Source organism: Prauserella endophytica, from assembly GCF_005146945.1.
Taxonomy (GTDB): Bacteria; Actinomycetota; Actinomycetes; order Mycobacteriales; family Pseudonocardiaceae; genus Prauserella_A; species Prauserella_A endophytica.
In genome coordinates this window covers 32,586-56,382 of the sequence record NZ_SWMS01000028.1, presented here as the reverse complement: position 1 = coordinate 56,382, position 23,797 = coordinate 32,586, and the positions used below count along the sequence as shown (strand labels likewise).

Annotated in this window: 19 protein-coding genes, 1 pseudogene and 1 riboswitch; of the genes and pseudogenes, 11 read left to right on the top strand and 9 right to left on the bottom strand. The window is 71.0% G+C overall.

What is annotated here, in order from left to right; translation table 11 throughout:
- Positions 1-13: 13 nt before the first annotated feature.
- The 4 genes from FCN18_RS32655 to FCN18_RS32640 form a co-directional block, all read right to left on the bottom strand.
- Positions 14-1,240: a hypothetical protein gene (locus FCN18_RS32655; protein WP_137096912.1), complete on the bottom strand. Its 1,227-nt coding sequence runs from the start codon at positions 1,238-1,240 to the stop codon at positions 14-16.
- Positions 1,241-1,262: 22 nt separating this feature from the next.
- Positions 1,263-1,688, bottom strand: a complete 426-nt coding sequence (locus tag FCN18_RS32650; RefSeq protein WP_112276522.1) for a hypothetical protein — start codon at positions 1,686-1,688, stop codon at positions 1,263-1,265.
- Positions 1,681-2,322 carry an SAV_915 family protein gene (locus tag FCN18_RS32645; protein WP_137096911.1) on the bottom strand — a complete coding sequence of 214 codons (642 nt, stop codon included), beginning with the start codon at positions 2,320-2,322 and terminating at the stop codon, positions 1,681-1,683. Before FCN18_RS32645 ends, FCN18_RS32650 begins: the two co-directional genes overlap by 8 nt.
- A 138-nt stretch (positions 2,323-2,460) precedes the next feature.
- On the bottom strand, positions 2,461-4,404 hold the full coding sequence (locus tag FCN18_RS32640) for a propionyl-CoA synthetase (RefSeq protein WP_267285380.1): 1,944 nt from the start codon (positions 4,402-4,404) through the stop codon (positions 2,461-2,463).
- A 91-nt stretch (positions 4,405-4,495) separates the two neighbouring features.
- On the opposite strand from FCN18_RS32640, the gene FCN18_RS32635 reads away from it, so the two are divergent.
- The gene (locus FCN18_RS32635) at positions 4,496-6,208 is read left to right on the top strand and encodes a serine/threonine-protein kinase (RefSeq protein ID WP_112276525.1); all 1,713 of its coding nucleotides are present in this window, start codon (positions 4,496-4,498) and stop codon (positions 6,206-6,208) included.
- A gap of 173 nt (positions 6,209-6,381) precedes the next feature.
- Here FCN18_RS32635 and FCN18_RS32630 read toward each other — a convergent pair whose 3' ends face one another.
- Positions 6,382-7,956 (bottom strand): dolichyl-phosphate-mannose--protein mannosyltransferase, encoded by a 1,575-nt coding sequence (locus FCN18_RS32630; RefSeq protein ID WP_112276526.1) that lies wholly within the window; start codon positions 7,954-7,956, stop codon positions 6,382-6,384.
- Positions 7,957-8,007: 51 nt separating this feature from the next.
- Between FCN18_RS32630 and rsmI the strand changes: the two genes are divergently transcribed.
- Entirely contained in the window at positions 8,008-8,838 is an 831-nt protein-coding gene (gene rsmI, locus FCN18_RS32625; protein ID WP_112276527.1) for a 16S rRNA (cytidine(1402)-2'-O)-methyltransferase, read from the top strand.
- Here the strand turns inward: rsmI and FCN18_RS32620 are convergent.
- Entirely contained in the window at positions 8,802-10,124 is a 1,323-nt protein-coding gene (locus FCN18_RS32620) for an aminodeoxychorismate synthase component I (RefSeq protein WP_137096909.1), read from the bottom strand. The genes rsmI and FCN18_RS32620 overlap by 37 nt on opposite strands.
- A gap of 35 nt (positions 10,125-10,159) precedes the next feature.
- Between FCN18_RS32620 and FCN18_RS32615 the strand changes: the two genes are divergently transcribed.
- Positions 10,160-11,167, top strand: coding sequence for a DUF4185 domain-containing protein (locus FCN18_RS32615; protein WP_137096908.1), 1,008 nt, complete (start codon positions 10,160-10,162; stop codon positions 11,165-11,167).
- Here the strand turns inward: FCN18_RS32615 and FCN18_RS32610 are convergent.
- Both FCN18_RS32610 and FCN18_RS40380 read right to left on the bottom strand, forming a co-directional pair.
- Entirely contained in the window at positions 11,142-11,735 is a 594-nt protein-coding gene (locus FCN18_RS32610; RefSeq protein ID WP_112276529.1) for a GH25 family lysozyme, read from the bottom strand. The genes FCN18_RS32615 and FCN18_RS32610 overlap by 26 nt on opposite strands.
- A 114-nt stretch (positions 11,736-11,849) precedes the next feature.
- Positions 11,850-11,924, bottom strand: a pseudogene (locus FCN18_RS40380) (PadR family transcriptional regulator); the annotation flags it as partial.
- A gap of 60 nt (positions 11,925-11,984) precedes the next feature.
- Between FCN18_RS40380 and metG the strand changes: the two are divergent.
- The 5 genes from metG (at position 11,985) to FCN18_RS32580 (ending at position 18,634) form a co-directional block, all read left to right on the top strand.
- On the top strand, positions 11,985-13,778 hold the full coding sequence (metG, locus tag FCN18_RS32600) for a methionine--tRNA ligase (protein ID WP_137096907.1): 1,794 nt from the start codon (positions 11,985-11,987) through the stop codon (positions 13,776-13,778).
- A 127-nt stretch (positions 13,779-13,905) separates the two neighbouring features.
- Entirely contained in the window at positions 13,906-14,733 is an 828-nt protein-coding gene (locus FCN18_RS32595) for a TatD family hydrolase (protein ID WP_228714247.1), read from the top strand.
- 320 nt (positions 14,734-15,053) lie between these two features.
- Positions 15,054-16,430, top strand: a complete 1,377-nt coding sequence (locus FCN18_RS32590) for a resuscitation-promoting factor (RefSeq protein ID WP_137096928.1) — start codon at positions 15,054-15,056, stop codon at positions 16,428-16,430.
- A gap of 18 nt (positions 16,431-16,448) precedes the next feature.
- Positions 16,449-17,297, top strand: coding sequence for a 16S rRNA (adenine(1518)-N(6)/adenine(1519)-N(6))-dimethyltransferase RsmA (gene rsmA / locus FCN18_RS32585; protein ID WP_112276531.1), 849 nt, complete (start codon positions 16,449-16,451; stop codon positions 17,295-17,297).
- A gap of 52 nt (positions 17,298-17,349) precedes the next feature.
- Positions 17,350-17,439, top strand: a riboswitch (SAM riboswitch).
- Between the two features lie 184 nt (positions 17,440-17,623).
- Complete coding sequence (locus FCN18_RS32580) at positions 17,624-18,634, top strand: methionine ABC transporter ATP-binding protein (RefSeq protein WP_137096906.1); 1,011 nt, start codon at positions 17,624-17,626, stop codon at positions 18,632-18,634.
- Between the two features lie 180 nt (positions 18,635-18,814).
- Here FCN18_RS32580 and FCN18_RS32575 read toward each other — a convergent pair whose 3' ends face one another.
- Positions 18,815-20,251 carry an MFS transporter gene (locus FCN18_RS32575; protein ID WP_112276535.1) on the bottom strand — a complete coding sequence of 479 codons (1,437 nt, stop codon included), beginning with the start codon at positions 20,249-20,251 and terminating at the stop codon, positions 18,815-18,817.
- 163 nt (positions 20,252-20,414) lie between these two features.
- On the opposite strand from FCN18_RS32575, the gene FCN18_RS32570 reads away from it, so the two are divergent.
- From FCN18_RS32570 to FCN18_RS32560, 3 genes are read left to right on the top strand one after another with little or no spacing between them, the layout of a single operon-like run.
- Positions 20,415-20,969: a TetR/AcrR family transcriptional regulator gene (locus FCN18_RS32570; RefSeq protein ID WP_112276537.1), complete on the top strand. Its 555-nt coding sequence runs from the start codon at positions 20,415-20,417 to the stop codon at positions 20,967-20,969.
- A 22-nt stretch (positions 20,970-20,991) separates the two neighbouring features.
- Complete coding sequence (locus FCN18_RS32565) at positions 20,992-21,960, top strand: 4-(cytidine 5'-diphospho)-2-C-methyl-D-erythritol kinase (RefSeq protein WP_112276539.1); 969 nt, start codon at positions 20,992-20,994, stop codon at positions 21,958-21,960.
- 31 nt (positions 21,961-21,991) lie between these two features.
- Complete coding sequence (locus tag FCN18_RS32560; RefSeq protein WP_137096905.1) at positions 21,992-23,788, top strand: ABC-F family ATP-binding cassette domain-containing protein; 1,797 nt, start codon at positions 21,992-21,994, stop codon at positions 23,786-23,788.
- Positions 23,789-23,797 lie beyond the last annotated feature (9 nt).

The window sequence follows — 23,797 nt, the reverse complement described above, 5'->3', positions numbered from 1 at the left end:
TGCCTTCCGCGTGTCACTCCGGGTTGAGTCTATCCGCGACCCATTGCCCGCCGATGCCACCGAGTGCGCCGCCCGCGATCCCGACGACCAATGCTCCGAGAGGGCCGCCCGAAGCGCCGACCAGCGCCCCGTACGCCGCTCCCGCGGCCATGCTTCCACCCGCTGCGCCCGTGATGATCAAGCCGGTGTCCGTGACCGCCTTGCCCCAGGACTGTTCGCCTTTCACCGCTCCGGCGAACTCGTTGAATGCCGTGATGGTGCTCCCGATGTACGAGTACCCCTTGAGCAGGCTGCGAGAATGCTCCAGGGCTTTGCTCCCGCCAGGTTCCAGGTCCGACAGACTTCCCTTACCGGGATAGGCCGACATGATGTTGCGCGCCTTTTGCGGGACGTGTTTGATCCACCGGTTGTACTGGTCCGCCCTGGCCTGATAGTGGTTGTGCCCAGCCTGCATCGCGGCGGCGTAGGTGCTCAGTGTGCGGCCGAAATCGGGTGGTAGCAGATGCAGCTTGCCCATCGCGAAGTCGGTGAAAGCCTGACCGGTGTTGCGGAAGCGATTGGCCATGTTGGCGTATTCCAGCCGCTTGTTCTCCATCGTCGCGACGAACGAGCGCGCCTGCGACGCGGTGGTGAAGCCGAGGCCGACGTAGTCGTCGCCGGGTTCGGCGGTGTTCACGGCCTGCTGGAGTGTCGTGTGGGCGTCGCCTTCCCTCGTGCGCGCGTCGGTGACGATGGCCTTGCACTCGTTGTAGACGGCAGCCTTGGCGTTGTAGTCGGCGATGGCCGCGTTGTGAGCTTCGATCGCCGCCTTGTTGTCCGCCATTACCTGCTTGGCCTGTGCGGCGTCACAGGGTCCGGTCGGGAGCACCCGCGGCGCGAGCGGGGGATCCGGGGCCAGGATGAACGGTCCTTCCACCATGAGGCCGCCTCGGCGGGCCTTGCCGAGCGCTTCCTCCATGCGCCGGATTGCGCCGTCCAGTTCGTCGGCGAACTCGCGTAGGGCACGTTCGATCGTGCCCGCCTGCTCGCCGAGCCGGTCGGTAGCCGGGCCGTACTGCCGGGTCGCTCCGTCATGGGCGTCGCGGGCCGGGCCCATCCAGTCCGACTCGCCCGTCGTGCGTGCCCGGTGGGCGAGTCCGGCCGCGGTGTGCGCGGCCCCGGCCAAGCGGGCCAGGTGGTCGGCGGCCGCCCGGCAGCTGCCGCCGTTGCCGTTGACCGTGGTGTTGAGTGCCTGCCCCATGCCGCGTTCCCCCTTGCGACGGCTAGTTGTCGTCCATTGAGCCGGGGCCACCAGGGCCCTTGGGCGGTGTCGAGTGACCGGTGGGCGGCGGGGGCAGCGACCCGGGCGCCGGATCGACCTTGCCGTCGGACGGCAGTCGTTGTCCTGGGCCCATGCCGTAACGCCCGCGGGCTGCGATGGCCCCGGCGTTGGTGTTCTCGATGTCCTCGTAGCTCCCGTTCGCCGCGTGCACCTTCTCGGCGGCCTCGTCCATTGCCGTTGCGGCAGCACTCAGCCCTTGGATGAGCGAAGCCATCGCCGTGCCGACCACGGCGGAGGACGCTCCGGCATCGGGCGCGTCCGCGGGGACGGCGGCGGCAGCGTCCAGCTGGTTCGCGCCGTCGCGCCAATGGCCGCTGATCGCGGTCAGCGCGTTGGTGTCGTGGCGGTAGCCGTCGCCGCTAGGCATTCCACTCCGTCTCCCTCCTCGGCTTGCGAGTCCAGTCCACTACGGGTGCCACGTGCCGGGAGCCCTCCGACAGCACCGGGTTGAGCAACACCTGCTCGGCGCCGCATTCGGCGAGCACCGCGTCGAGCACGCGGGCGGGAATCGACACCCAGGGCTGGTGCGGACCGCACCCGGCCTCGAGTGCCTGCGCGGAGGTGTAGGCCAGCATCGTCGCCCTGTTCCGGTACCGCTGCAGTTCGACGCCGACCTCCGCGTCACCCGGCCTGGACGGGCGGGACGGCACGTACAGCAGGTCTCCGGCCGGCTCGGCCTCCTCCAGCAATGGGAGGTTCGGTTGCCCGGCGACGTCCGGCTCGGGATGGCGAGGCCCGCCGGGCAACAGCTCGTCCAGCAGGACCCTCACCTCGGCGGCGCCGCACACGCGCGCCAGATCGGCCGTGGTCAACCGTCGGAACGGTTGCCCGGCTCCAGCCGACGCCGCGAGCGCCGTGAACGTCGTGTACCCGACGACCACCCGCGTGCCGTCGCGTAGCTCCCACAGCTCGATCGCGGCTCCGGGTTCCGGCCCTGTCGTCAGGACCAGTACGCCGTCCGGTGCGCGCTCACCTGCCTCGGCCGGTGTCAGAACTCGCACCCGTCGGGGCGCCGGATCGTTTTCTCGAAGGCCCACAGCTCCCCCATGCAGCGGTCGGTCCGACCGATCGTAGTCACCGCATGACGGTGTGCTACGACTTTCGCCGAGAAAACCGCATTTCGCCCACGTGAGGGAAGCTCACTCCGGCCGCAGGATGGAGCGCAGCGCGGTGAGTACGTTCGGGTCCTCGATCGTCGAGGGCACGGGCTCGTCGCGGCCGTCGGCGATGCCCCGCATCGTCTTGCGGAGGATCTTGCCGGAGCGGGTCTTCGGCAGCGCCTCGACCACCGAGACGTCCCGGAACGCCGCCACCGGGCCGATGTCGGCGCGCACCGCCGCCACCAGCTCGTCCCGTAGCTTCTCCTCCGGGATGTCCACCCCCGCCTTGAGCACCACGAAGCCACGCGGCAGCTGGCCCTTCAGCGCGTCCTTCACGCCGATCACCGCGCACTCGGCGACCGCCGGGTGCGCCGCGAGCACGGCCTCCATCGATCCCGTCGACAGCCGGTGTCCCGCTACGTTGATCACGTCGTCGGTGCGGCCCATGACGAAGAGGTAGCCGTCCTCGTCGCGGTATCCGGAGTCGCCGGTGAGGTAGTAGCCCTCGTACCGCGACAAGTACGCCTCCTTGTACCGCTCGTCGTCGCCCCACAGCGTGGGCAGCGCGCCAGGCGGTAGCGGCAGCCTGATCGCGATCGCGCCCTCCTGCCCGGCGGGCAGCTCCTCGCCGGACTGGCCGAGGATCCGCACGTCCCAGCCCGGCACCGGCATCGTCGCCGAGCCGGGCTTGACGGGCATCGGCTCGAGCCCGCGCAGGTTGGCCGCGATCGGCCAGCCGGTCTCGGTCTGCCACCAGTGGTCGACCACCGGAACGCCGAGCTTGTCGTGTGCCCAGTGGTAGGTCTCCGGGTCCAGCCGCTCTCCGGCCATGAACAGAGTGCCGAACCGAGTGAGGTCGTGGGCCGCGGTCTCCTTGCCCTCCGGGTCGACCCGCTTCACCGCGCGCAGCGCCGTCGGCGCCGTGAACAATGCCTTCGCCCCGTGCTCGGAGATGACCCGCCAGAACGCGCCCGCGTCCGGGGTGCCGACGGGCTTGCCCTCGTAGAGCACCGTCGTGGCGCCGATCAGCAGCGGCGCGTACACGATGTAGGAGTGGCCGACGACCCAGCCGACGTCGGAGGCGGTCCACCACACGTCGCCCGCCTGGATGTCGTAGACGGCGCCCATCGACCACGCGAGAGCCACGGCGTGTCCGCCCGTGTCGCGCACGACGCCCTTCGGCTTACCCGTGGTGCCGGACGTGTAGAGGATGTACAGCGGATCGGTCGCCGCGACCGGAACCGGGTCCACGGGCGACGCGGTGGCCATCAGCTCGGTCCAGTCGGCGTCGCGCTCGCCCAGCTCGGCGCGCGCGGCGTCGCGCTGCAGCACCACGACCCGGTCCGGCTGGTGCTCGGTGGCGGCCAGCGCGGCCTCGATGATCGGCTTGTACTCGACGACCCTGTTCGGCTCGATCCCGCAGGAGGCGGCCACGATCGCCTTCGGCTGCGCGTCCTCGATGCGGGCGGCCAGCTCCTTCGGAGCGAACCCGCCGAAGACGACGGAGTGGATGGCGCCGATGCGCGCGCAGCCGAGCATCGCGATCACGGCCTCGGGCACCATTGGCATGTAGATGATCACGCGGTCGCCCTTGGCCACGCCCAACGAGGTGAGCGCGCCGGCGAACTTCGCCACCTCGTCGCGCAGCTCCGTGTAGGTGTAGGTGCGCTGGGAACCGGTGACCGGGGAGTCCCAGATCAGCGCGGGTTGCTCGCCGCGGCCCCGCTCGACGTGCCGGTCGAGCGCGTTGTAGGCGGTGTTCAGCTCGCCGTCGGGGAACCAGCGGTACAGCGGTGCGTTCGAGGAGTCCAGTGCGCAGGTCGGCTCGCGGGTCCACGTGATGGCTCGTGCGGCGTCCAGCCAGAAGCCCTCGGGGTCGTCGAGGCTGCGCTGGTAGGTGTCGGCATACGCGCCCATCGTGGGTGTCTCCTCGTCGTCGAGTCCGTGCCTTGAAACCGTAGAACGTCCGTGCGATCGGCGCACGCAGCGAACCCAGCGCGCACCACCTGCGTCCTGGAAGGGGAGCACTCGACATACTCTGGTGCGAACAAAGCCGACCGGCCGAGGAGCGAGGGTGGAATCGATCGCTAGCGCGTTGCTTTCGCTCGCGCACAGCCTCTTCCAACCGGGTTTCTGCCCGGGGGACTGGGTGTGGGCGACGAGCATGGCGGGCGCGCTGATCGCGCTGTCGCCGGTGGCGGGCGCGATGCTCGTGGCGCTGGTGCGCAAGTTCACCGGCAACCGCTACAGCGGTCCCGCGCTGATCGCGATCGCCGGGATCAGCCTGGTGTTCGTGCTGCTGCTGCCGTTGTTGCTGGCGACGGGCGTGTCGAGCGTCTACCGGGACGTGTTCGCGGGCGGCACCGGTGGGCTCACCACGGGTGAGGCCGGCTCGCTCGCCAGGGAGTACTGCTTCGTCGGCGTGCAGAGCGAGTACCTCGGCGGCGGCCAGAACATCTACGAGACGCTCTTCTACCCGTCCGACAGCGTGCTGGCCTACGGCTACTACCTCGGCGGCCTGGTTGGGCTGCCGATCCTGGCGCTGCTGGCGATCATGCTGCTCGGCCGTGTCGCGCTGCGCCGGGGCCCGAAGTGGCCCGGTCGGCTCATCTGGGGCTCGTTCGTCGCGTTCGTGCTGTTGAGCGTCGGTGTGGAGGCGAACACGGCCGTGCACCTGTGGCTCGGCTTTCTGCCCGTCACGGTCCTCGGCGTGATCCCGGTGGCGCTGGTCGGTCCGCCGAGCTGGTCGGTGATCCAGAACTCCGACCGGCCGCCCGAGCCGAAGCCGAGGCCGGAGCCCCCGCGTCAGCCGCCGCCGTACGTGCCGCCGCCGCCCTCGGAGGTGCCGCCGCCCCCGCCGAAGCAGTACCCGCCGACGTCGGTCGCGCCATCGCCGGAGGCCGCGGGCGCGCTGGCCGCCGTGCCCGGCCCGATGCCCGGTACCGCGGATTCCGGCAGCGGCCGGTTCAAGCGGATCCGTCGGCTGGGCCACGGTGGCTTCGGCACCGTGTGGGAGGCGCAGGACACCCAGCTCGGCCGCACGGTGGCGCTGAAGATCGCCCACGCGCCGGACCGGGACACCGAGGAGCGCATGCAGCGCGAGGCGCGGGCGCTCGCGATGCTCAACCACCCGAACTGCGTGCGGGTGTACGACCTGGTCGAGGAGCCGGACGGGCTTGCGCTCGTGATGGAGTACCTGCACGGCCAGTCGCTCGCCGAGACCGTGGACTCCGGCGGATCGCTCGACGACGTCGCCGCGGGCAGGCTGTGGGCGACGCTGGCGGGCGCGCTGTCGGCCGCGCACGACAAGGGCGTGCTGCACCGCGACATGAAACCGTCGAACGTGATCGTGGACCCGGAGGGCCTGCCGCACCTGATCGACTTCGGGATCGCGCGCAGCAAGGGCGACTCGAAGCTCACGGCGACCGGGATGATGATCGGCACGCCCGACTACACGGCGCCCGAGACGGCGGCGGGCTCGCCCGCGAGCCCGGCGTCGGACGCGTGGCAGCTCGCGGCGACGGTCAGCTACGCGCTGTCCGGCTACCCACCGAGGGGCACGCGAGAGACGCCGATGGCGGCGCTCATGGCGGCGGCGCGAGCGGAGCCGCCGAGCCAGCTGCCGAGGCAGAGTGTCCACGCGCGGCTGCTCATCGCCTCGCTCGACCCGCAGCCGCGCAACCGCCCGACCCTCAACGCGGTGCGCCGCGAGGTCGAGGGCTGGCTGGCGCGAGTGGGCAAGTCGCCCGACGGTCCCGTCACGAGGGTCGTACCCAAGGTGCAGTGAGGGCTCCGTTGGCGGCCGCTCAGCCCCGTTCCAGTGAGGAGCAAGGGAGCTTTGCTACCGTTTTCCGGGAGTGAAGCTCCCTTGCTCACCGACTGGGGGCGGGAGCCGCTTGCGCGGGGGCTGCCTTCACTGCACGGCGGGCGGGGGAACCTCGGGCGCCGGTTACCGGTCGGCTAGCGCCAAGAGGGGAGCCACAGCTGCGACTGCCAGTGCTCCGTGGTGATCGAGTCGCCGTTCAGGATCGGCCACAGCCACACGAAGTTGGCCACCACCAGGCCCGTGTAGAGGGCCACCGCGAGCAGCCCGGTGCCGCGTCTCTCGAAACCGTCCCGCGCCCTGCCGAGCAGCTGACCCAGCACCAGCGTCAGCCCCAGCACCAGAAACGCCGCCAGCGGTGTCGCGTAGAAGAAGTACATCTGCCGGTCGAGGTTGACGAACCAGGGCAGCAGGCCCGCGAAGTAGCCGACGAGCACGGCCGCGTAGCGCCAGTCAGACCGGAACACCGACCGCCACAGGCCCCAGCCGAGCACCGGCAGCGCCAGCCACCACATCGCGGGCGTGCCCACCAGCATCGTCGCCCGCACGCACTCGGACTCCCCACAGCCCGCCGCGGTGCCACCGCCCGACTCGTAGTAGTAGAGCATCGGGCGCAGCCCCATCGGCCACGTCCACGGCTTCGACTCCCACGGATGCGGGTCGCCAGCAGGCGTCGACAGGCTCTCGTGGAAGTCCAGGACGTTGAACGTGTACGCGATCAGCGAGCGCAGCGCGCCGGGGACGAAACCGAAGGCCCCGGCCGCCTCGTTCTGGATCTCCACGTAGTGCCGGTCGGTCGCGGTCTCGCTCGCGAACCACGCCCACCAGCTGCTCAGGTAGACGAGCACCGAGATCACGCCGATGCCCCACAACGCGGGCGCCAGGTCTCGGCGCAGCACGCCCATCCACGGCCGGGGCACACCGGCGGCCTTCCTCGCCGCGACATCGAAGGCCAGGCACAGCAGCCCGAACGCGAGCACCCAGTACATGCCCGACCACTTCACGGCCGTGGCCAGCCCCACCAGCACACCGGCGCCGAAGCGCCACCAGCGGAACCCGAGCCGGGGACCGAAGGGCGACTCGTCCGCCCAGCCCTCGCGCACGGCCACCGCGAGCCGCTCGCGCACCTGGTCCCGGTCGCGCAGCAGGCAGCCGAACGCCGCGAGCACGAACAGCGCGATGAAGATGTCCAGCATCCCCATCCGCGACTGCAGGTGCAGCACGCCGTCGCAGATCACGAGGATGCCCGCGATGGCGCCGAGCAGGGTCGACCGCGTCAGCCGCCTGGCGATGCGGATCGTCAGCAGGATGATCAGCGTGCCCGCGATCGCCGCGCTGAACCGCCAGCCGACGCCGTTGTAGCCGAAGATCCACTCACCGACGGCCATCAGCTGCTTGGCCAGCGGCGGATGCACCACCAACTCGTAGCCGTAGTTGTCCTCGTAGCCGCCGTTGCGCAGCATCTGCCACGCCTGCGGCACGTAGTGCTTTTCGTCGAAGACCGGGGTCCCCTTGTCGGTGGGGAAGCCCAGGTTCTGCAGCCGCACGAACCCGCCGATGGCGGTGAGCACGACGGTGACGACGAGCGCGCGCAGCCGGTCCGTGGGCATCGGCTTGCCCAGCAGCGTGGCCTCGCGGTCGCTCGGTGGCCGCTGTGTCCGCCCCGGCTCGGGGCCCACGCCGCCCGGCGTGCGGGTGAGGAGTGCGGTCACGAGGCCCGATCCTACGGGCGGGCGGGGGAAGGCGGAGATTAGCCTCGGAGGGTGCCTCTCGTACTGGCCGGGACACCGCTCGGCGACTCCCGCGACGCTTCCCCGCGCCTTGCCGAGGCGCTCGCCGACGCCGACGTGATCGCCGCCGAGGACACCCGGCGCCTGCGGTCGCTGGCCACGGCGCTGGGCGTGACCCCGCCGGGCCGGGTGGTGAGCTTCTACGAGGACGTCGAGTCGGCCCGCCTGCCGAAGCTGCTCGACGCGCTGCGCGAGGGCGAGACCGTGCTGCTCGTGACCGACGCCGGGATGCCAAGCGTGTCGGATCCCGGCTACCGCCTCGTCGCGGCGTGCGCGGCGGAGGACCTGCCCGTGACCTGCGTGCCTGGACCCTCGGCCGTCACCACCGCACTGGCACTTTCCGGGCTCGCGCCCGACCGGTTCTGCTTCGAGGGCTTCGTGCCCCGCAAGCCGGGGGAGCGCGGCAAGTGGCTGGCCGAGCTGGCCGGCGAGCGGCGCACCACGGTGTTCTTCGAGTCGCCTCGCAGGCTCGCCGCGACGCTCGCCGAGGCGGTGGAGGTGCTCGGCGGCGACCGCAGGGCCGCCGTGTGCCGGGAGCTGACCAAGACCTACGAGGAGGTCCGCCGCGGTTCGCTGGCAGAGCTGGCCGCGTGGGCCGGGGACCACGTGAGGGGCGAGATCACGGTCGTGCTCGCGGGCGCCTCCCCTCGGCGGGCGAACGTCGAGGACCTCGTCGGCGACGTGCTCGGCCGGGTCGAGGCGGGGGAACGGCTCAAGTCGGTGGCCGCCGAGGTCGCGGCCGCCACGGGGGTCTCGAAGAACGAGCTCTACAACGCCGCGCTCGCCGCCCGCCGCGACGCCTGAGCGGGCGGGGTAGCGAGCAGCCGCTCCAGGGGCGCCGCCTTGTCGAGGCACTCCTGCCACTCGGCCGCCGGGTCCGAGTCGGCGGTGATGCCGCCGCCGACGCCCAGCTCCACGGTGCCGTCGTGGAGCTCGAGCGTGCGGATCGCGACGTTGAGCTCCAGCCCGGCGACGGGGGAGGCCAGGCCGATCGCGCCCGTGTAGACCCCGCGCGGGGCGCGCTCCAGCTCGGCGACGAGGTCGAGCGCGCGGATCTTGGGCGCGCCGGTGACCGAACCGGGCGGGAATGTCGCCGCGAGCAGGTCGGCGTCGTCGCGGCCCTCGGCGAGCACGCCCTCCACGGTCGAGTCGAGGTGCCAGACGCCCGGTGCCGCGCGGACGGCCAGCAGCTCAGGCACGCGCACGCTGCCAACCTCGCACACGCGGCCGAGGTCGTTGCGCACCAGGTCGGTGATCATCACGTTCTCCGCGACGTCCTTCACCGACTCCCGCAGCTGCCGGGCCAGCCCGTCGTCCTCGGGACCGCGGCGGGGGCGGGTGCCCTTGATCGGCGTCGACCGCACGCGCCCGCCCGAGCGCGCGAGGAACAGCTCCGGCGACATCGAGACGAGCGAGCCCCACTGCCCGGACAGGTACGCGCCGCGAGCGGGCCGCAACCGGCGGACGCCCTCGGCGTACAGCGCGGCCGGCTCGCCGTCGAACGTGCCCGTGAACCGCGTGCAGATGTTGGCCTGGAAGAGCTCACCCGCCTCGATCGCGTGCACGCACTCCTTGACGGCGGCGTGGTGCCCGGCCGGTAGCGGGTGCTCCAGCGCCGTGGGCGTCCACGCCGGCTTCGGCGCCGCCCCGTCGAGCAGGTCGGCGAACTCGGCCGCGAGCGCGTGCGGAGCCATGCCGTCGTCGGGCACGAGCGCCTCGAACCACCAGCGCCCGTCCTGGTCGAGCCGGAGCACGTGGTCGGCCCAGCCCCACGCGGCCTTCGGCAGCGCGGCGGACCGCGCGGAGGGGTCGGCGAGGTCGTAGGAGAGGTAGCCGAACCAGCCGCCGCCGACCGTGCCCTCGGGGGCGTCGCGGACCTCGGGCTGCCTCGCCGGAACGGCCAGTGCGTCGCCCACCTCGGTGAACGTCTCCATGCGCAGGCTCGGGGCGAGCACCGCGCGGGAGCTGAACCAGTCGCCGGTCAATGCGGCGGGACCCGGCAGGCCACGGGCGCGGGCCCGGCTGGCGAGCAGCAGCAGCGCCTCACCCGGGGCCGCGCTCGAACGGAGCTCCGCCCGCGTCAACCACATGCCGGACATTCTCGCCGCTACTACCGTCGGAACCGATGTTCCGGGTGATAGAAACGACACGCGTGGCCAAGGTGACCGGTGGTGACTCGCCCAACCGCACCGCCGAGCGGTTCGGCATCGTCGCCACCGATCTCGGCATCATGTGGGACGGCGGCGACGGCAGGGTGTTCGTGCTCTTCGGCGACACCTACGGCGAAGGCTGGTGCGGCAACGGCGCGGGCCCCGGCACGGCCGACTGGCGCCGCAACGTGCTCGCCTTCTCCACCTCCACCGACCTCGCCTCAGGGCTCGCGCTGGACGGCGTCGTCGAGCGCGGGGGCGGTGGGGCCTGCCAGGTCATCCCGTCCGGCGGCGGCAAGGAGGTCACTGTCATCCCCAACGGCGGCATCGCGGTCGGCGGCAGGCAGTACGTGCACTACATGTCCGTCCGTCGGTGGGGGCCGCCCGGCACGTGGCGGACCAACCACGCCGGCATCGCCGTCTCCGCCGACGGCGGGCGGACGTGGGACAAGCCCCGCTCCGCGCGCTGGGGCAACCTCCGGGGAGGCAACCGGTTCCAGATCGGCGCGTTCACGCGTTCCGAGGACCACGTCCACCTCTTCGGCACCACCAACGGCAGGCACGACGACGCCTACCTCGCGCGCGTCGAGCCCTCCGGGCTGCTCGACACGGGCGCGTACGAGTACTGGGACGGGGAGGGCTGGTCCGGTCGCGAACGGGCGGCGGCGCCGGTGTTCGCGGGCCCGGTCGGGGAGATGTCGGTCGGCTACCACTCGGGGCTCGGCTGCTGGCTGATGATGCACCTCGACGAGAGCCGCAAGGGCATCGTGCTTCGCTCGGCGGAGCGGCTCACCGGACCGTGGACGCACGGCGAGGTCGTGGTGTCGGGGCAGGAGTACCCCGCGGTGTACGGCGGGTATCTGCACCCGTGGTCGCTCGACGGCCCAGACCTCTACTACCTGGTCTCGCAGTGGGGGCCCTACAACGTCTTCCTCACGCGCAGCAGGCTGGAGCCCGCTACAGCAGCACGTCCGACAGCGTGAAGGGGTAGACGAGCGCGTCCGCGCCGTACGGGTGACCCGCGCTGTGCTGGTGCAGGCCGAGTCGCGAGTGGAACCAGCCGGGCCTGCCGGGGATGCCGTTGTGCCGCACGAGCCACAGCACCACCTCGCTGTCGGCCCACTTGTCGGGATGGAAGCGGTGCAGCCAGTCCTCGTAGGTGGCGTAGACGAGGATCCGCCGGACCCCCGCCGCGTTGCGGACGGCCTTGATCCACGACTTGATGAATCGGTCGTCGACGCCGTCGGCGCCGACGTCGATGGAGGGGGCGAGCGCGCCGGGAGCGAACGCGCCGAGCGGCATGCCGGTGCGGACGAAGTGTTTCGCCTGGTCCTGCACGGCTCCCGGCCGCGCGTAGTGCCGGATGCCCGCGTGCACACCCGCGCGCATCGCGTCGCCGAGCTGGCGCGCCGCGTTGTCGTCGGTCCAGTTCAGGCTCTCGGTGACCGTGATGGCCGCGAACGACACCGAACTCGCCCTCATCGCGGACCAGTCGGCGACGGTCTCATGCAGCGAGAGGTCCATGCCCCGCGCCTCGCCCTGCTCCTTCATGCCCTTCCCTCCCCCCGGTTGACCTCGGCCAATGCAGTGAAGGCCACCTTAACCGCGGTCAACGCAGTGAAGGTGGCCTTCACTGCGAGGGCGTGTCTCACGGGCAGAGCCGGTCCGCCGCATCTGGTAGCCGTGCGCGCTGCCGTACATCCGCACGACACCGAGCACCAGCAACCGCGTCGCGGACACCGGCCTCGCCTTCACTCCCTGGCGAAGACGACTGAGACGCCATCCGTAGGCTAATCGGGTATGAGCACCCCTGTGTTGACAGCGGTGGCCTGGCCATACGCCAACGGCCCCCGCCACATCGGCCACGTGTCCGGTTTCGGAGTCCCCTCGGACGTCTTCTCCCGTTACCAGCGAATGGCCGGCAACCGCGTGCTCATGGTGTCCGGGACCGACGAACACGGCACCCCCATCCTCGTCCAGGCCGACAAGGAGGGGCTGACGCCGCAGGAGACCGCCGACAAGTACACCCGCCAGATCAGCGAGGACCTGCGCGGCCTCGGGCTCAGCTACGACCTGTTCACCCGTACCACCACCGGCAACCACGCCGAGGTAGTGCAGCAGATCTTCCTCGCGCTGCACCGCAACGGCTACGTCGTGCCGCGCACCACGACCGGCGCCGTGAGCCCGTCGACCGGCCGCACGCTGCCCGACCGCTACATCGAGGGCACGTGCCCCATCTGCGGCTACGACGGCGCGCGCGGCGACCAGTGCGACAACTGCGGCAACCAGCTCGACGCGGCCGAGCTGATCAACCCTCGTTCGCGCATCAACGGCGAGAAGCCGGAGTTCGTGGAGACCGAGCACCTGTTCATCGACCTGCCCGCGTTCACCGAGTCGCTGGGCAAGTGGCTGGCCACCAAGACGGACTGGCGGCCCAACGTCCTCAACTTCACCCGCAACCTCGTCGAGGACATGCGGCCCCGTCCGATCACCCGTGACCTCGACTGGGGCGTCAAGGTGCCGCTCGACCGCTGGCGCGACCAGCCGCTCAAGCGGTTCTACGTGTGGTTCGACGCCGTGATCGGCTACTTCTCGGCGAGCGTCGAGTGGGCGCGCCGCTCGGGCGACCCGGACGCCTGGCAGGAGTGGTGGAACAACCCGGACGCCCGCTCCTACTACTTCATGGGCAAGGACAACATCACGTTCCACGCCCAGCTGTGGCCGACGTTCCTGCTCGGGCACAACGGCGAGGGCGACCACGGCGGCGAGGCCGGTCCGTACGGCAGGCTCTCGCTGCCCGGCGAGATCGTGTCCAGCGAGTTCCTCACCATGAGCGGCTCGAAGTTCTCCACCTCGCGCGGCACGGTCATCTACGTCAACGACTTCCTGCGCGAGTTCGGCCCCGACACGCTGCGCTACTTCATCAGCGTCGCCGGTCCGGAGACCCAGGACACCGACTTCACGTGGGACGAGTTCGTGCGTCGCACGAACTTCGAGCTCGCCAACGAGTGGGGCAACCTCGTCAACCGCTCGATCTCGATGGCGCACAAGAACAACGGCGGCGTGCCGACGCCGAACACGCCGCAGCAGGCCGACGAGGACCTCAAGGCGCTTTCCCGCGCGGCGTTCGACACCGTCGGCGCGCACCTGGGCCGTTCGCGGTTCAAGCAGGCCGCGAGTGAGGCGATGCGCGTCGTGTCGGCGGCCAACCGGTACCTGTCCGACCAGGAGCCGTGGAAGCTCAAGGACGACCCGCAGCGGCGCGACACCGTGCTGCACACAGCGCTGCAGGTGGTCTCCGACGCCAACACGCTGCTGACGCCGTTCCTGCCGCACGCGGCGCAGAAGGTGCACGAGGCGCTCGGCGGAACCGGCGTCTGGGCGGCGCAGCCGGAGCTGAAGGAGGCCGAGGACCTCGACATCGCCGGCCGGTTGAACCCGATCCTCACCGGCGACTACGCGAGCGAGCAGGCGCGCTGGGAGTCGGTGCCGATCGAGGCCGGCCGCCCGCTGGCCAAGCCGACGCCGCTGTTCGCCAAGCTCGACCCGAAGCTGGGCGAGACGGGTCCGGAATGGGCTCCCATCGAGGGCTGAACGCGCCGATGACTGCGCGGTTCTCCTGTGGGACACCCGCGCCAGGACGCGCCCTCAGGTACCCGGCTGCCGTGCACCACGGACGCCCGCGGCCTTGTCACCGGCCCGCTCGATCCCTGGAGGAAACTTGAGTCGTGAGCGCCCGCCGGTGCCGGAGAAGCTTCCGGCACCGGCGATCGACTCGCACACGCACCTGGACGCCTGCGGAGTGGAAACCCCGGCGGAGCTGTCCACTGTGCTCGCTCGCGCCGAATCCGCCGGGATCGAGCGCGTGGTCACCGTCGCCGACGACCTCGCCGCCGCGCGCTGGGCCGCCGAGGCGTCCACGTGGGACGAGCGCGTGTTCGCCGCCGTGGCGATCCATCCCACGCGCACCAAGGACTTCGGCGACGCCGAACGGTCCGAAGTGGAGCGGCTGGCGCGGGGAGATCGAGTGGTCGCGGTCGGGGAGACCGGCCTCGACTACTACTGGGACTACTCACCGCCCGAGGCGCAGCAGGAGGCGTTTCGCTGGCACATCGACCTCGCCAAACGCATCGGCAAGCCGCTGATGATCCACGACCGGGACGCCCACGACGACGTGCTGAGGATCCTCGACGAGGAGGGCGCGCCGGAAACCGTGGTGTTCCACTGCTTCTCCGGAGACGCCGACATGGCGCGCCGCTGCGCCGACGCGGGCTACGTGCTGTCCTTCGCGGGCACCGTGACCTTCCGCAACGCCAGGGCGCTGCACGAGGCGGCGCGGCTGGTCCCTTCGGAGCAGTACCTCGTGGAGACCGACGCGCCGTTCCTCACGCCGCACCCGTTCCGGGGAAGGCCCAACGAGCCGTACTGCGCGGCGTACACGGTGCACGGGCTCGCGGAGCTGCGCGGCGAGCCGGTCGGCGAGGTCGCGAATGCCGTACGTACCAACGCAGAACGCGTGTTTCGACTGCCCACCGTCACTTCGGGTTGAACGGACTGCGACATTCGTGCACACATCTACGTCGACCGGCCGAGTGACGAAGCTCACGACACTCCGAGGGGTATTTGCACAACCCCCAAGCCTTCGTTATTGTCCCGTGACCGTGCTGGGTGGTGGTTTTCGAACCGCCAGCCGGTTGGCCCACAGTCACGTCGGTGTACGTCGGGGAAACGTCCTGCGGGACGTGAGGACGGCGCTGACTGCGGGAGTCCTGGCCTTACGCGAAAGGGATCGACCCTGTGACTGGTAGCTACGGGCGCGCTGACGCGGGTCTCGACGCATCGCCGAGACCGGGGGGCGCCTCGACAGCCCTGCTCGACCGGCCGAGCGACTTCGACGACTTCGAGTTCTCGCCGGACCCGCACGTCACCCGTCACGACGTCCTGACGGCGCTCGGCCCCGACGCCGACAGCCTCATGTCCGAAGCGGACATCGATGTCGACGAGCTCATCCGGCTGATCAACGCTGAGACCACGATGCTGCCGCCGATCGTCGTTCCCGACGAGGCGAGCGCGGACCGCACCGCCGAGGCGCAGGAGAAGCCCGAGGACGGGCTCGCCACCGCGGTCAAGACCTGGAAGAAGCGCTTCCTCAAGGGCGCCGTCCTCGCCGTGATGATCACGCTCACTGGCGGCGGCGCCGCGGCGCTCGCGATGAACAAGAGCGTCACCCTCGACGTCGACGGCGAGCGCCAGACCGTCCGCAGCTTCGGCGGCACCGTCGGCGAGGTGCTGGAGGACGCCGGCATCACGGTCGGCGCCCACGACGCGCTCTCACCCTCCCCACAGGCCGCGGTGGGCGACGGCGGCGTCATCACGCTGGAGCGCGGCCGCCAGCTCAACCTGATCGTCGACGGCGAGCAGCGCGAGGCCTGGGTCCGCGCCACCACCGTCGGCGAGGCGCTGGAACAGCTCGGCCTCCAGGACCTCAACAAGCAGGGCACCTGGTTCTCCGCGCCGGTCGGCGGCGAGGTGCCGCTCGAGGGCATGACCCTGGAGGTCAAGACCCTCAAGAACATCACGCTCTTCGACGGCGGCAACCAGCCGCGCGAGCTCTCCACCACCGCCGTGACCGCGGAGGAGCTGCTCAAGGAGCTCAACCTCTCGCTCGGCCCGAAGGACAAGATCGAGGGCGGGCTCGAGTTCAAGATCCACGACGGCGCCTCGGTGCACATCAGCCGCACCGGCGTCTCGGTGATCAACGAGACGGAGGTCATCGAGCCCAAGGTCCGCACCATCGAGGACCCCGAGCTCGAGCAGGGCACCGAGATCGTCGAGGAAGAGGGCGTCCCCGGCGAGGAGATCGTCACCTACCGCATCACCAAGGAGAACGACCAGGAGATCGCCCGCGAGGAGCTCTCCAGCAAGATCATCAAGGCCGCCAAGGACCGGGTCATCCGGGTGGGCACCAAGCAGCCCCCGCAGCCGGTGATCTCCGACGGCGCAGTGTGGGATGCGCTCGCGCAGTGCGAGTCCACCGGCAACTGGGCCATCAACACCGGCAACGGCTACTACGGCGGCCTGCAGTTCGACAAGAGCACGTGGGACGCCTACGGCGGCGACCAGTACGCGGCCTACCCGCACCAGGCCAGCCGCGAGCAGCAGATCGCCATCGCCACGAAGGTGCGTGACGATCGCGGCGGCTACAGCGCCTGGCCGAGCTGCCAGTCGAAGCTGGGGCTCCCGTAGCCGTTCTAGACTGACCCGGTGACGGAGACATCGGGCTTGCTCGGCCCTGCTGAGATCCGCGGGCTGGCGAGTGAGCTCGATGTCCGGCCGACCAAGAAGCTCGGCCAGAACTTCGTGCACGACGCCAACACCGTGCGCCGCATCGTCGAGCTGGCCGAGGTCGGTGCAGGGGACGTGGTGCTCGAGGTCGGGCCGGGTCTCGGCTCGCTCACGCTCGGCCTGCTGGCCTCCGGTGCGCGGGTGATCGCCGTGGAGATCGACCCCGTGCTCGCCGGGCGCCTGCCCGACACCGTTCGGAGCCACGCGCCCGAGGCGGCCGGCCGGCTGACCGTGCTCGGCGCCGACGCGCTGCGGGTGCGTGCGGACGAGCTCGCCGAGCCGCCGACGGCGCTGGTCGCGAACCTGCCGTACAACGTCGCCGTTCCCGTCGTGCTGCATCTGCTCGCCGAGCTGCCGTCGTTGCGCAGGGGGCTCGTGATGGTCCAGACCGAGGTGGCCGATCGCATGGCGGCGGGACCGGGCAGTCGCGTCTACGGCGTGCCGAGCGTCAAGCTGGCCTGGTACGGCAGGGCACGCAAGGTGGCCGCGGTGCCGAGGTCGGTCTTCTGGCCGGTGCCCAACGTCGACTCCTCGCTCGTGGCGTTCGAACGCGGCGAGCCGCCGGAGAACGCCGATCGCGACGTGGTGTTCGGGCTCGTCGACGCCGCGTTCTCCCAGCGCCGAAAGACACTCCGCGCCGCGCTGGCCTCATGGGCGGGCTCCGCCGACCGGGCGGGCGAGCTGCTGACGGCCGCCGGGATCGACCCCCGCTCCCGCGGCGAGCAGCTGGACGTCGATCAGTTCGCGGCTATTGCGGCAAAGGTGTGATCTACATCGGCGAGCTTGCGTTCGTGTGGCCGATTCAGGTCTACTCTTAGGGCATCCATCCCGAGCGACTGAGAGACCTGGCTCGCCGAAGTCGCAGCAACCGCCCACCGCGGGCAGGTGCTAACGCCAGGAGCGATGGAGGATCCGTGTATCGCTCGCGAATGCTCACCAGGCGCCGAGTCGTCGATCAGGGCCGCCGCACCGTAAGCGCGTGTTGTCGCCACACCGCTGCCGCCTGATCGTTTCCCACTCGCTCATCCCTTTCCCAGCGACCGTCTGAGATCCGGACGGGGCGTCGCTGTGTCTCGAGTTGCCTTGGAGCTTTCGTGATCACCGTCGAAAACGTCAGCAAGTCGTTCGCCGCCGGCAGTACCGGGGCGCCCGTGGTCGCGCTGCGCGACGTGAGCCTCGCCGTGGAGGCGGGTTCGCTGTACGGCGTGGTCGGCCCTTCGGGTGCCGGTAAGTCGACGCTGGCGCGTTGCATCGCACTGCAGGAGCGTCCGGACCGCGGGGTCGTGCGGTTCGACGGGCTCAACACCGCCGCACTGGACGGCCGCAAGCTGCGGGACGCGCGCCGTCAGTTGGGGATCGTCGACACCCGGCTGCAGCCGGAACGCACGGTCGCCGGCAACGTGGCCGCACCGCTGGAGCGGCTCGGCATCGAAGGCCCGCAGCGCCGGAACCGCGTGGGCACCCTGCTCGACCTCATCGGCCTGACGAGGCGGGCCGGGCAGCTGCCCGGTGACCTGTCCGAGGGCCAGCGGCGACGGGTCGCCGTCGCGCGGGCACTCGCGGCGGGGCCGTCGGTGCTGCTCGCCGACGACCCGACGGGCGGCGTGGAGTCCGAGGAGTCGGGCTCGGTGCTGGCCGTTCTCGACCGGGCGAGGGCCGAGCTGGGCGCGACGGTGCTGGTGACCACGCCGGACGCGAGCGTGGCGCGGCGCGTCTGCGACGACGTGGCCCTGCTGGAGCGCGGTGCGGTACTGGAGAGCGGCAACGTGCTGGGCCTGCTCGGCAAGCACGGCAGCAAGATCGCCAACCAGCTGCTGCCCGCGATCGAGACGTCGAGGGCGGAGGTGTCGCAGTACGACCTCGCCGTGGACGTGGTGCTGATCGGCTTCGCGGCCGTCGGTGCGCTGCTGCCCGAGGCGGCGGGCCGTTTCGACGTCGAGCTGGCGACGATCGGCGGTGGCCTGACGCGATTCGGTGACACGCCGGTGGCGCGCTTCCGGCTCGGGGTGCGCGGCCAGCGGGCCGACGCGGCGCTGGCGTGGATCGCGGAGCGCGGCGCCCACGTCACCCACACCCTCTACGGCCTGCGCAACGTCGCCGCCTGATCCAGGGAGCCCCTTCTGCAGGGAGCCCCCTTCTGCAGTGAAGGCCACCTTGCCTGCGTTCAACGCAGTGAAGGTGGCCTTCACTGCAGTCGGGCCCACCCCCGGCCGCCACGTAGTGAGCAAGGGAGCTTTGCTCCCGGAAAACGGGAGTAAAGCTCCCTTGCTACCCCCTGGATGTGGCTACTGGGACTGTTGGGGCATCGGTGAGGGGCGCCGGAAGAGCAGGCCGGCCACTACGGCGCCCACCGCGAGAACACCGGCCGCCCAGCCGCTCGCCGTCGCGTAGCCGTGCACCGTCGCCGCGGCTCCACCCGCGACGACCGACGCCGTCGCGCTCGCCGCGATCGTGTTCAGCGCCGCCGTGCCGAGCGAGGCTCCCACCTGCTGCGACGTCGTGATGAACGCCGAGGCTACGCCCGCGTCCTTCGGCGCCACCCCCTGCGTCGCCGCGTTCACCACCGTCGGCATCACCAGACCCGCGCCCGCGCCCAGCAGCACCTCGGCAGGCAGCAGCAGGCCGACATAGGAGCTGTCCGGCGTGAGCCGCGTCAGCAGCGCCATGCTCACCGCCAGCAGGAGCAGCCCGCCGACCAGCAGCGGCCTCGCCCCGACCCTCGGCGCGAGCCTGCTCGTCACCTGCGTCGACATCAGCACGTTGCCCGCCACGAACGGCAGGAACGCCACCCCTGCCAGCAGCGCGCCGTAGCCCATGATCACCTGCAGCTGGAACGTCAGGAACAGGAACATCCCGAACATCCCGAACGCCGCGAAAGCGACCCCGAGGAACGCAGCCGCCCGCGACCGCTCGGTCACGACGCTCAGCGGCAGCAACGGTCCCCTCACCCGCGCCTGCCGCGTCGCGAACACCGCCACCAGAACCAGCGCTGTCGCGAGCAGCCCGAGCACGAGCCCTGAGCCGAAGCCGCGCTCCGCCGCCTCCGACAGCGCGTAGACGAGTGACACGATTGCCCCGCCGCCGAGTGCGGCGCTGATCCAGTCGAGCGGGGTCTCGCGATGTCCCTCGACCTTCGGCAGCACGAAAGTGCCCAGCACGGCGGCCAGCGCCGCGATCGGCAGGTTGACGTACAGGCACCAGCGCCAGTCGAGGTACTCCGCGAGCGCCCCGCCCGCGACGAGTCCGAGCGCGGCACCCGACATCATGATCGCGCTGAAGATGCCGAACACGCGCGCCCGCTCGCGCGGTGCGGTGAACGTCGTGGTCAGCAGTGAGATCGTCGACGGCGCGAGCAGCGCCGCGAAAACGCCCTGGCCCGCCCTCGCCGCGATCAGCATCTCCGTGCTGATCGCCGCGCCTCCGACGGCCGAGGCGAGCGCGAAGCCGATGGCACCCACGAGCAGTGTGTTCTTGCGGCCGAGCCGGTCTGCCAGCCGCCCGCCGAGCAGCAGCAGCCCGCCGAACGCCACGGTGTAGGCGGTGATCGCCCACTGCCGGCCGGCGTCGGACATGCCAAGCTCCCGCTGCGCCGACGGCAGCGCGATCGTCATGATCGTCATGTCGACGATGACCAGCAGCTGGGCCAGTCCGATCACCGCGAGTGCCCACCATCTGCGCCGGTCGGTGGTTTGCCCCACCGGTGCAGGAGCGGTCGTTGTCATGATTTCCCCTTGTGAGACTGTGTGGAGGCCCCGAAATGACCGGAAAGCACCAAGCTCGCCGATTGCTTACCGGTCGGCTAGTTAGCTTGTATGGTGGAACCGTAAGTGAATGCTAGTCGGGCGTCAAGTAAGTTGAAGACGGTCTCAGGAAGGGCTGGCTGACATGGTGGGGCGGCGCAGCGACACGAGGGAGCGCATCCAGCAGGTCGCGCTGGAGCTGTTCGCCGAGCATGGCTACGAGAAGACGTCCCTGCGGGAGATCGCGGAGCGCCTCGCCGTGACGAAGGCCGCGCTGTACTACCACTTCAAGACCAAAGAGGACATCGTCCACAGCCTCGTCGAGAACCTGGTCGACGGCCTCGATGAGCTGCTCGCCTGGGCCAAGGAGCAGCCGAGGTCGCAGGGGACCACGGAGGAGGTTCTGCGCCGGTTCTCCGCGCTCGTCAACGACGAGCACGGGCCGGAGATGCAGTTCATCCAGCAGAACATCCCGACGCTCAAGAAGTTCGGCGTCATGCACCCGCTCGGCGCGAAGGTCAGGGAGCTCTTCCAGCTGATCAGCGCCGAGGGCGGCGACCCGGCCACGGAGCTGCGGGCCAGGCTCGCCCTGGTCGCACTCGTGCTCGGGATCAACCCGATGTTCGGCGGACCCGGAGCGGCGCCGCCGCCCGAGGTCGCGCTCCAGGTCGCATTGGAGCTGGTCGCGCCGCGCGGCTGAGCCGGCCAAGTACCCTTGACCCGTGCTCGCCGTCGTTCCACCGCCCGTGACCGTGAGGGTGCCCTCCAAGGTGAACCTGCACCTCTCCGTCGGTGACGTTCGCGACGACGGGTTCCACGAGCTGACCACCATCTTCCAGGCCCTATCCCTGACCGACGAGGTCACCGTCGCCGCCGCCGAGGAACCGGGCGTCGAGGTGTTCGGCGAGGGCGCCAAGTCCGTGCCCACCGACGAGGGCAACCTCGCGTGGCGGGCGGTCCGGGCGCTTGCCGAGCACGTGGACCGCGCCGAGGACATCGACAAGGTCGGCGTGGTGCTGCGCAAGGGCATTCCCGTCGCTGGCGGCATGGCGGGCGGCAGCGCCGACGCCGCCGCAACGCTCGTCGGCCTCAGCTCGCTGTGGAAGCTCGACCTCGCCAGGGACGAGCTCGCGCAGATCGCCGCCACGCTCGGCAGTGACGTGCCGTTCGCGCTCTACGGTGGCACCGCGCTCGGCACCGGCCGCGGCGAGGAGCTCGTCCCCGTGCTTTCCCGGCACACGTTCCACTGGGTGCTCGCGTTCGACCAGCGCGGCCTTTCCACGCCCCGCGTCTACGGCGAGCTCGACCGGCTGCGCGCCGACGGCGACCCGCCGCGGGTCGGCTCCCACGCGCCGGTGGTCGAGGCGCTCGCCTCAGGCGACCCGAAGCAGCTCGCGCTGCTGCTCGGCAACGACCTCCAGGCGGCCGCCGTCTCGCTGCGGCCCGGCCTGCGCCGGACCCTGCGGGCCGGCGTCAACGCCGGTGCCCTCGCCGGCACGGTCTCCGGCTCGGGTCCCACGTGCGCGTTCCTCTGCGAGAGCGCGGACGCCGCCCTGGAGGTTGCCGCCGAGCTGGCCGGTGCCGGAGTGTGCCGTACGGTGCGGGTCGCGCACGGGCCGGTCCCCGGCGCACGCGTCGTCGGCGGCGACGACGCTCCCCGGCACCCAACGCCGCCCCAAGTGCACGCCTAACCTCAACAGCTTTCGAAGGGTTACCTGCCGGATGGCCAACCTGGTCAACCTCGAATCGGTCAGCAAGTCCTACGGCGAGCGCATGCTGCTCGACGGCGTCTCACTCGGCGTCGGCGAGGGTGAACGCATCGGTGTCGTCGGCCTCAACGGGGGCGGCAAGACCACGCTGCTCGAGGTGCTCGCGGGCCTCACGCCGCCCGACTCAGGGCGGGTGAGCCGCGTCCGCGCCCTGCGGATGCGCGTGGTCACCCAGCGCACGGCGCTGCCGGAGGGCAGCACGGTGCGCGACGTCGTGCTCGCCGAGTACGCCGCCGAGCACGAATGGGCCGCCGACGCCCGCGTCCGCTCCATTGTGGACGGACTCGGCATCTCGGCGATCGGGCTGGAGACCCCCACGGCCACGCTGTCGGGCGGGGAGCGGCGCCGGGTCTCGCTCGCCGCGGCGCTGGTGGCCGAGCTGGATCTCGTCGTGCTCGACGAGCCCACCAACCACCTCGATATCGAGGGTGTGCGCTGGCTCGCCGACCATCTGCTCGCGCGCCGGATCTCCCTCGTGGTCGTCACTCACGACCGCTGGTTTCTCGACACCGTGTGCGGCCGGACGTGGGAGGTCGTCGGCGGGAGTGTCGAGCAGTACGAGGGTGGCTACGCGGACTGGGTCTACGCGCGGGCCGAGCGGGCCCGCCTCGCCGCGACGGCGGAGGAGAAGCGGCAGAACCTGGCGCGCAAGGAGCTCGCGTGGCTCCAGCGGGGCGCGAAGGCCCGCACGTCGAAACCGCGTTACCGGGTCGAGGCCGCCGAGTCGCTGATCTCCGACGTGCCTCCGCCCCGTGACTCCGTCGAGCTGCTGACGTTCGCCAAGCGCAGGCTCGGCAAGACCGTGCTGGAACTCGAGGACGTGACGCTCGGGGCGGGGGAGCGCACGCTCCTTGACGACGTCACGTGGCGCATCGGCCCCGGCGACCGGATCGGCCTGGTCGGCGTCAACGGCTCCGGCAAGACGACCCTGCTGCGGCTGCTCGCCGGCGAGTCGGAGCCCGAGACGGGCAGGCGGATCGAGGGCAAGACGGTGCGGCTCGCGCACCTGCGCCAGGAGCTCGACGATCTCCCCGGTGACCTTCGTGTCCTTCAGGCCGTGGAGGCCGTGGCGGGCCGGGTGACGCTCGGCAAGCAGGAGCTGTCGGCCTCGCAGCTGGCCGAGAAGCTCGGGTTCCCGCCCGCGCGGCAATGGACGCCCGTCGACGACCTCTCGGGCGGCGAGCGGCGCCGTCTCCAACTGGTGCGGCTGCTGATGGCGGAGCCGAACGTGCTGTTGTTCGACGAGCCCACCAACGACCTGGACATCGACACGCTCCAGCAACTGGAGGATCTGCTCGACTCGTGGCCGGGCACGCTCGTGGTGGTCTCGCACGACCGCTACCTGGTGGAGCGCGTGTGTGACACGGTGGTCGCCCTCTTCGGCGACGGCAAGATCACCCACCTGCCCGGCGGCATCGACGAGTACCTCACACGCCGCGCCCAGGCCCCCGCGCCCAACGGCCCCCTTGGTAGCGCTGAACGCAACCAGGGTGGCCTTGGGGAGCGTTCAGCCGGCGGGAACGGGAAGGTTTCCGCCGCGGAATGGCGGGCCGTCACCAAGGAGCTGGCGAGGCTGGAGCGCAGGCTCGACGTCGTCCACGAGAAGGAGGCCAAGTTGCACGATGCGCTGGCCGCCGCGGCGACCGAGCCCGAGCGTCTGATGGAGCTCAATTCCGAGCTGAAGGCCGTCCAGGCGGAAAAGGACGAGCTCGAGCAGAAATGGCTGGAGACCTCTGAGGCCGTGGAGTAAAGACGCGGC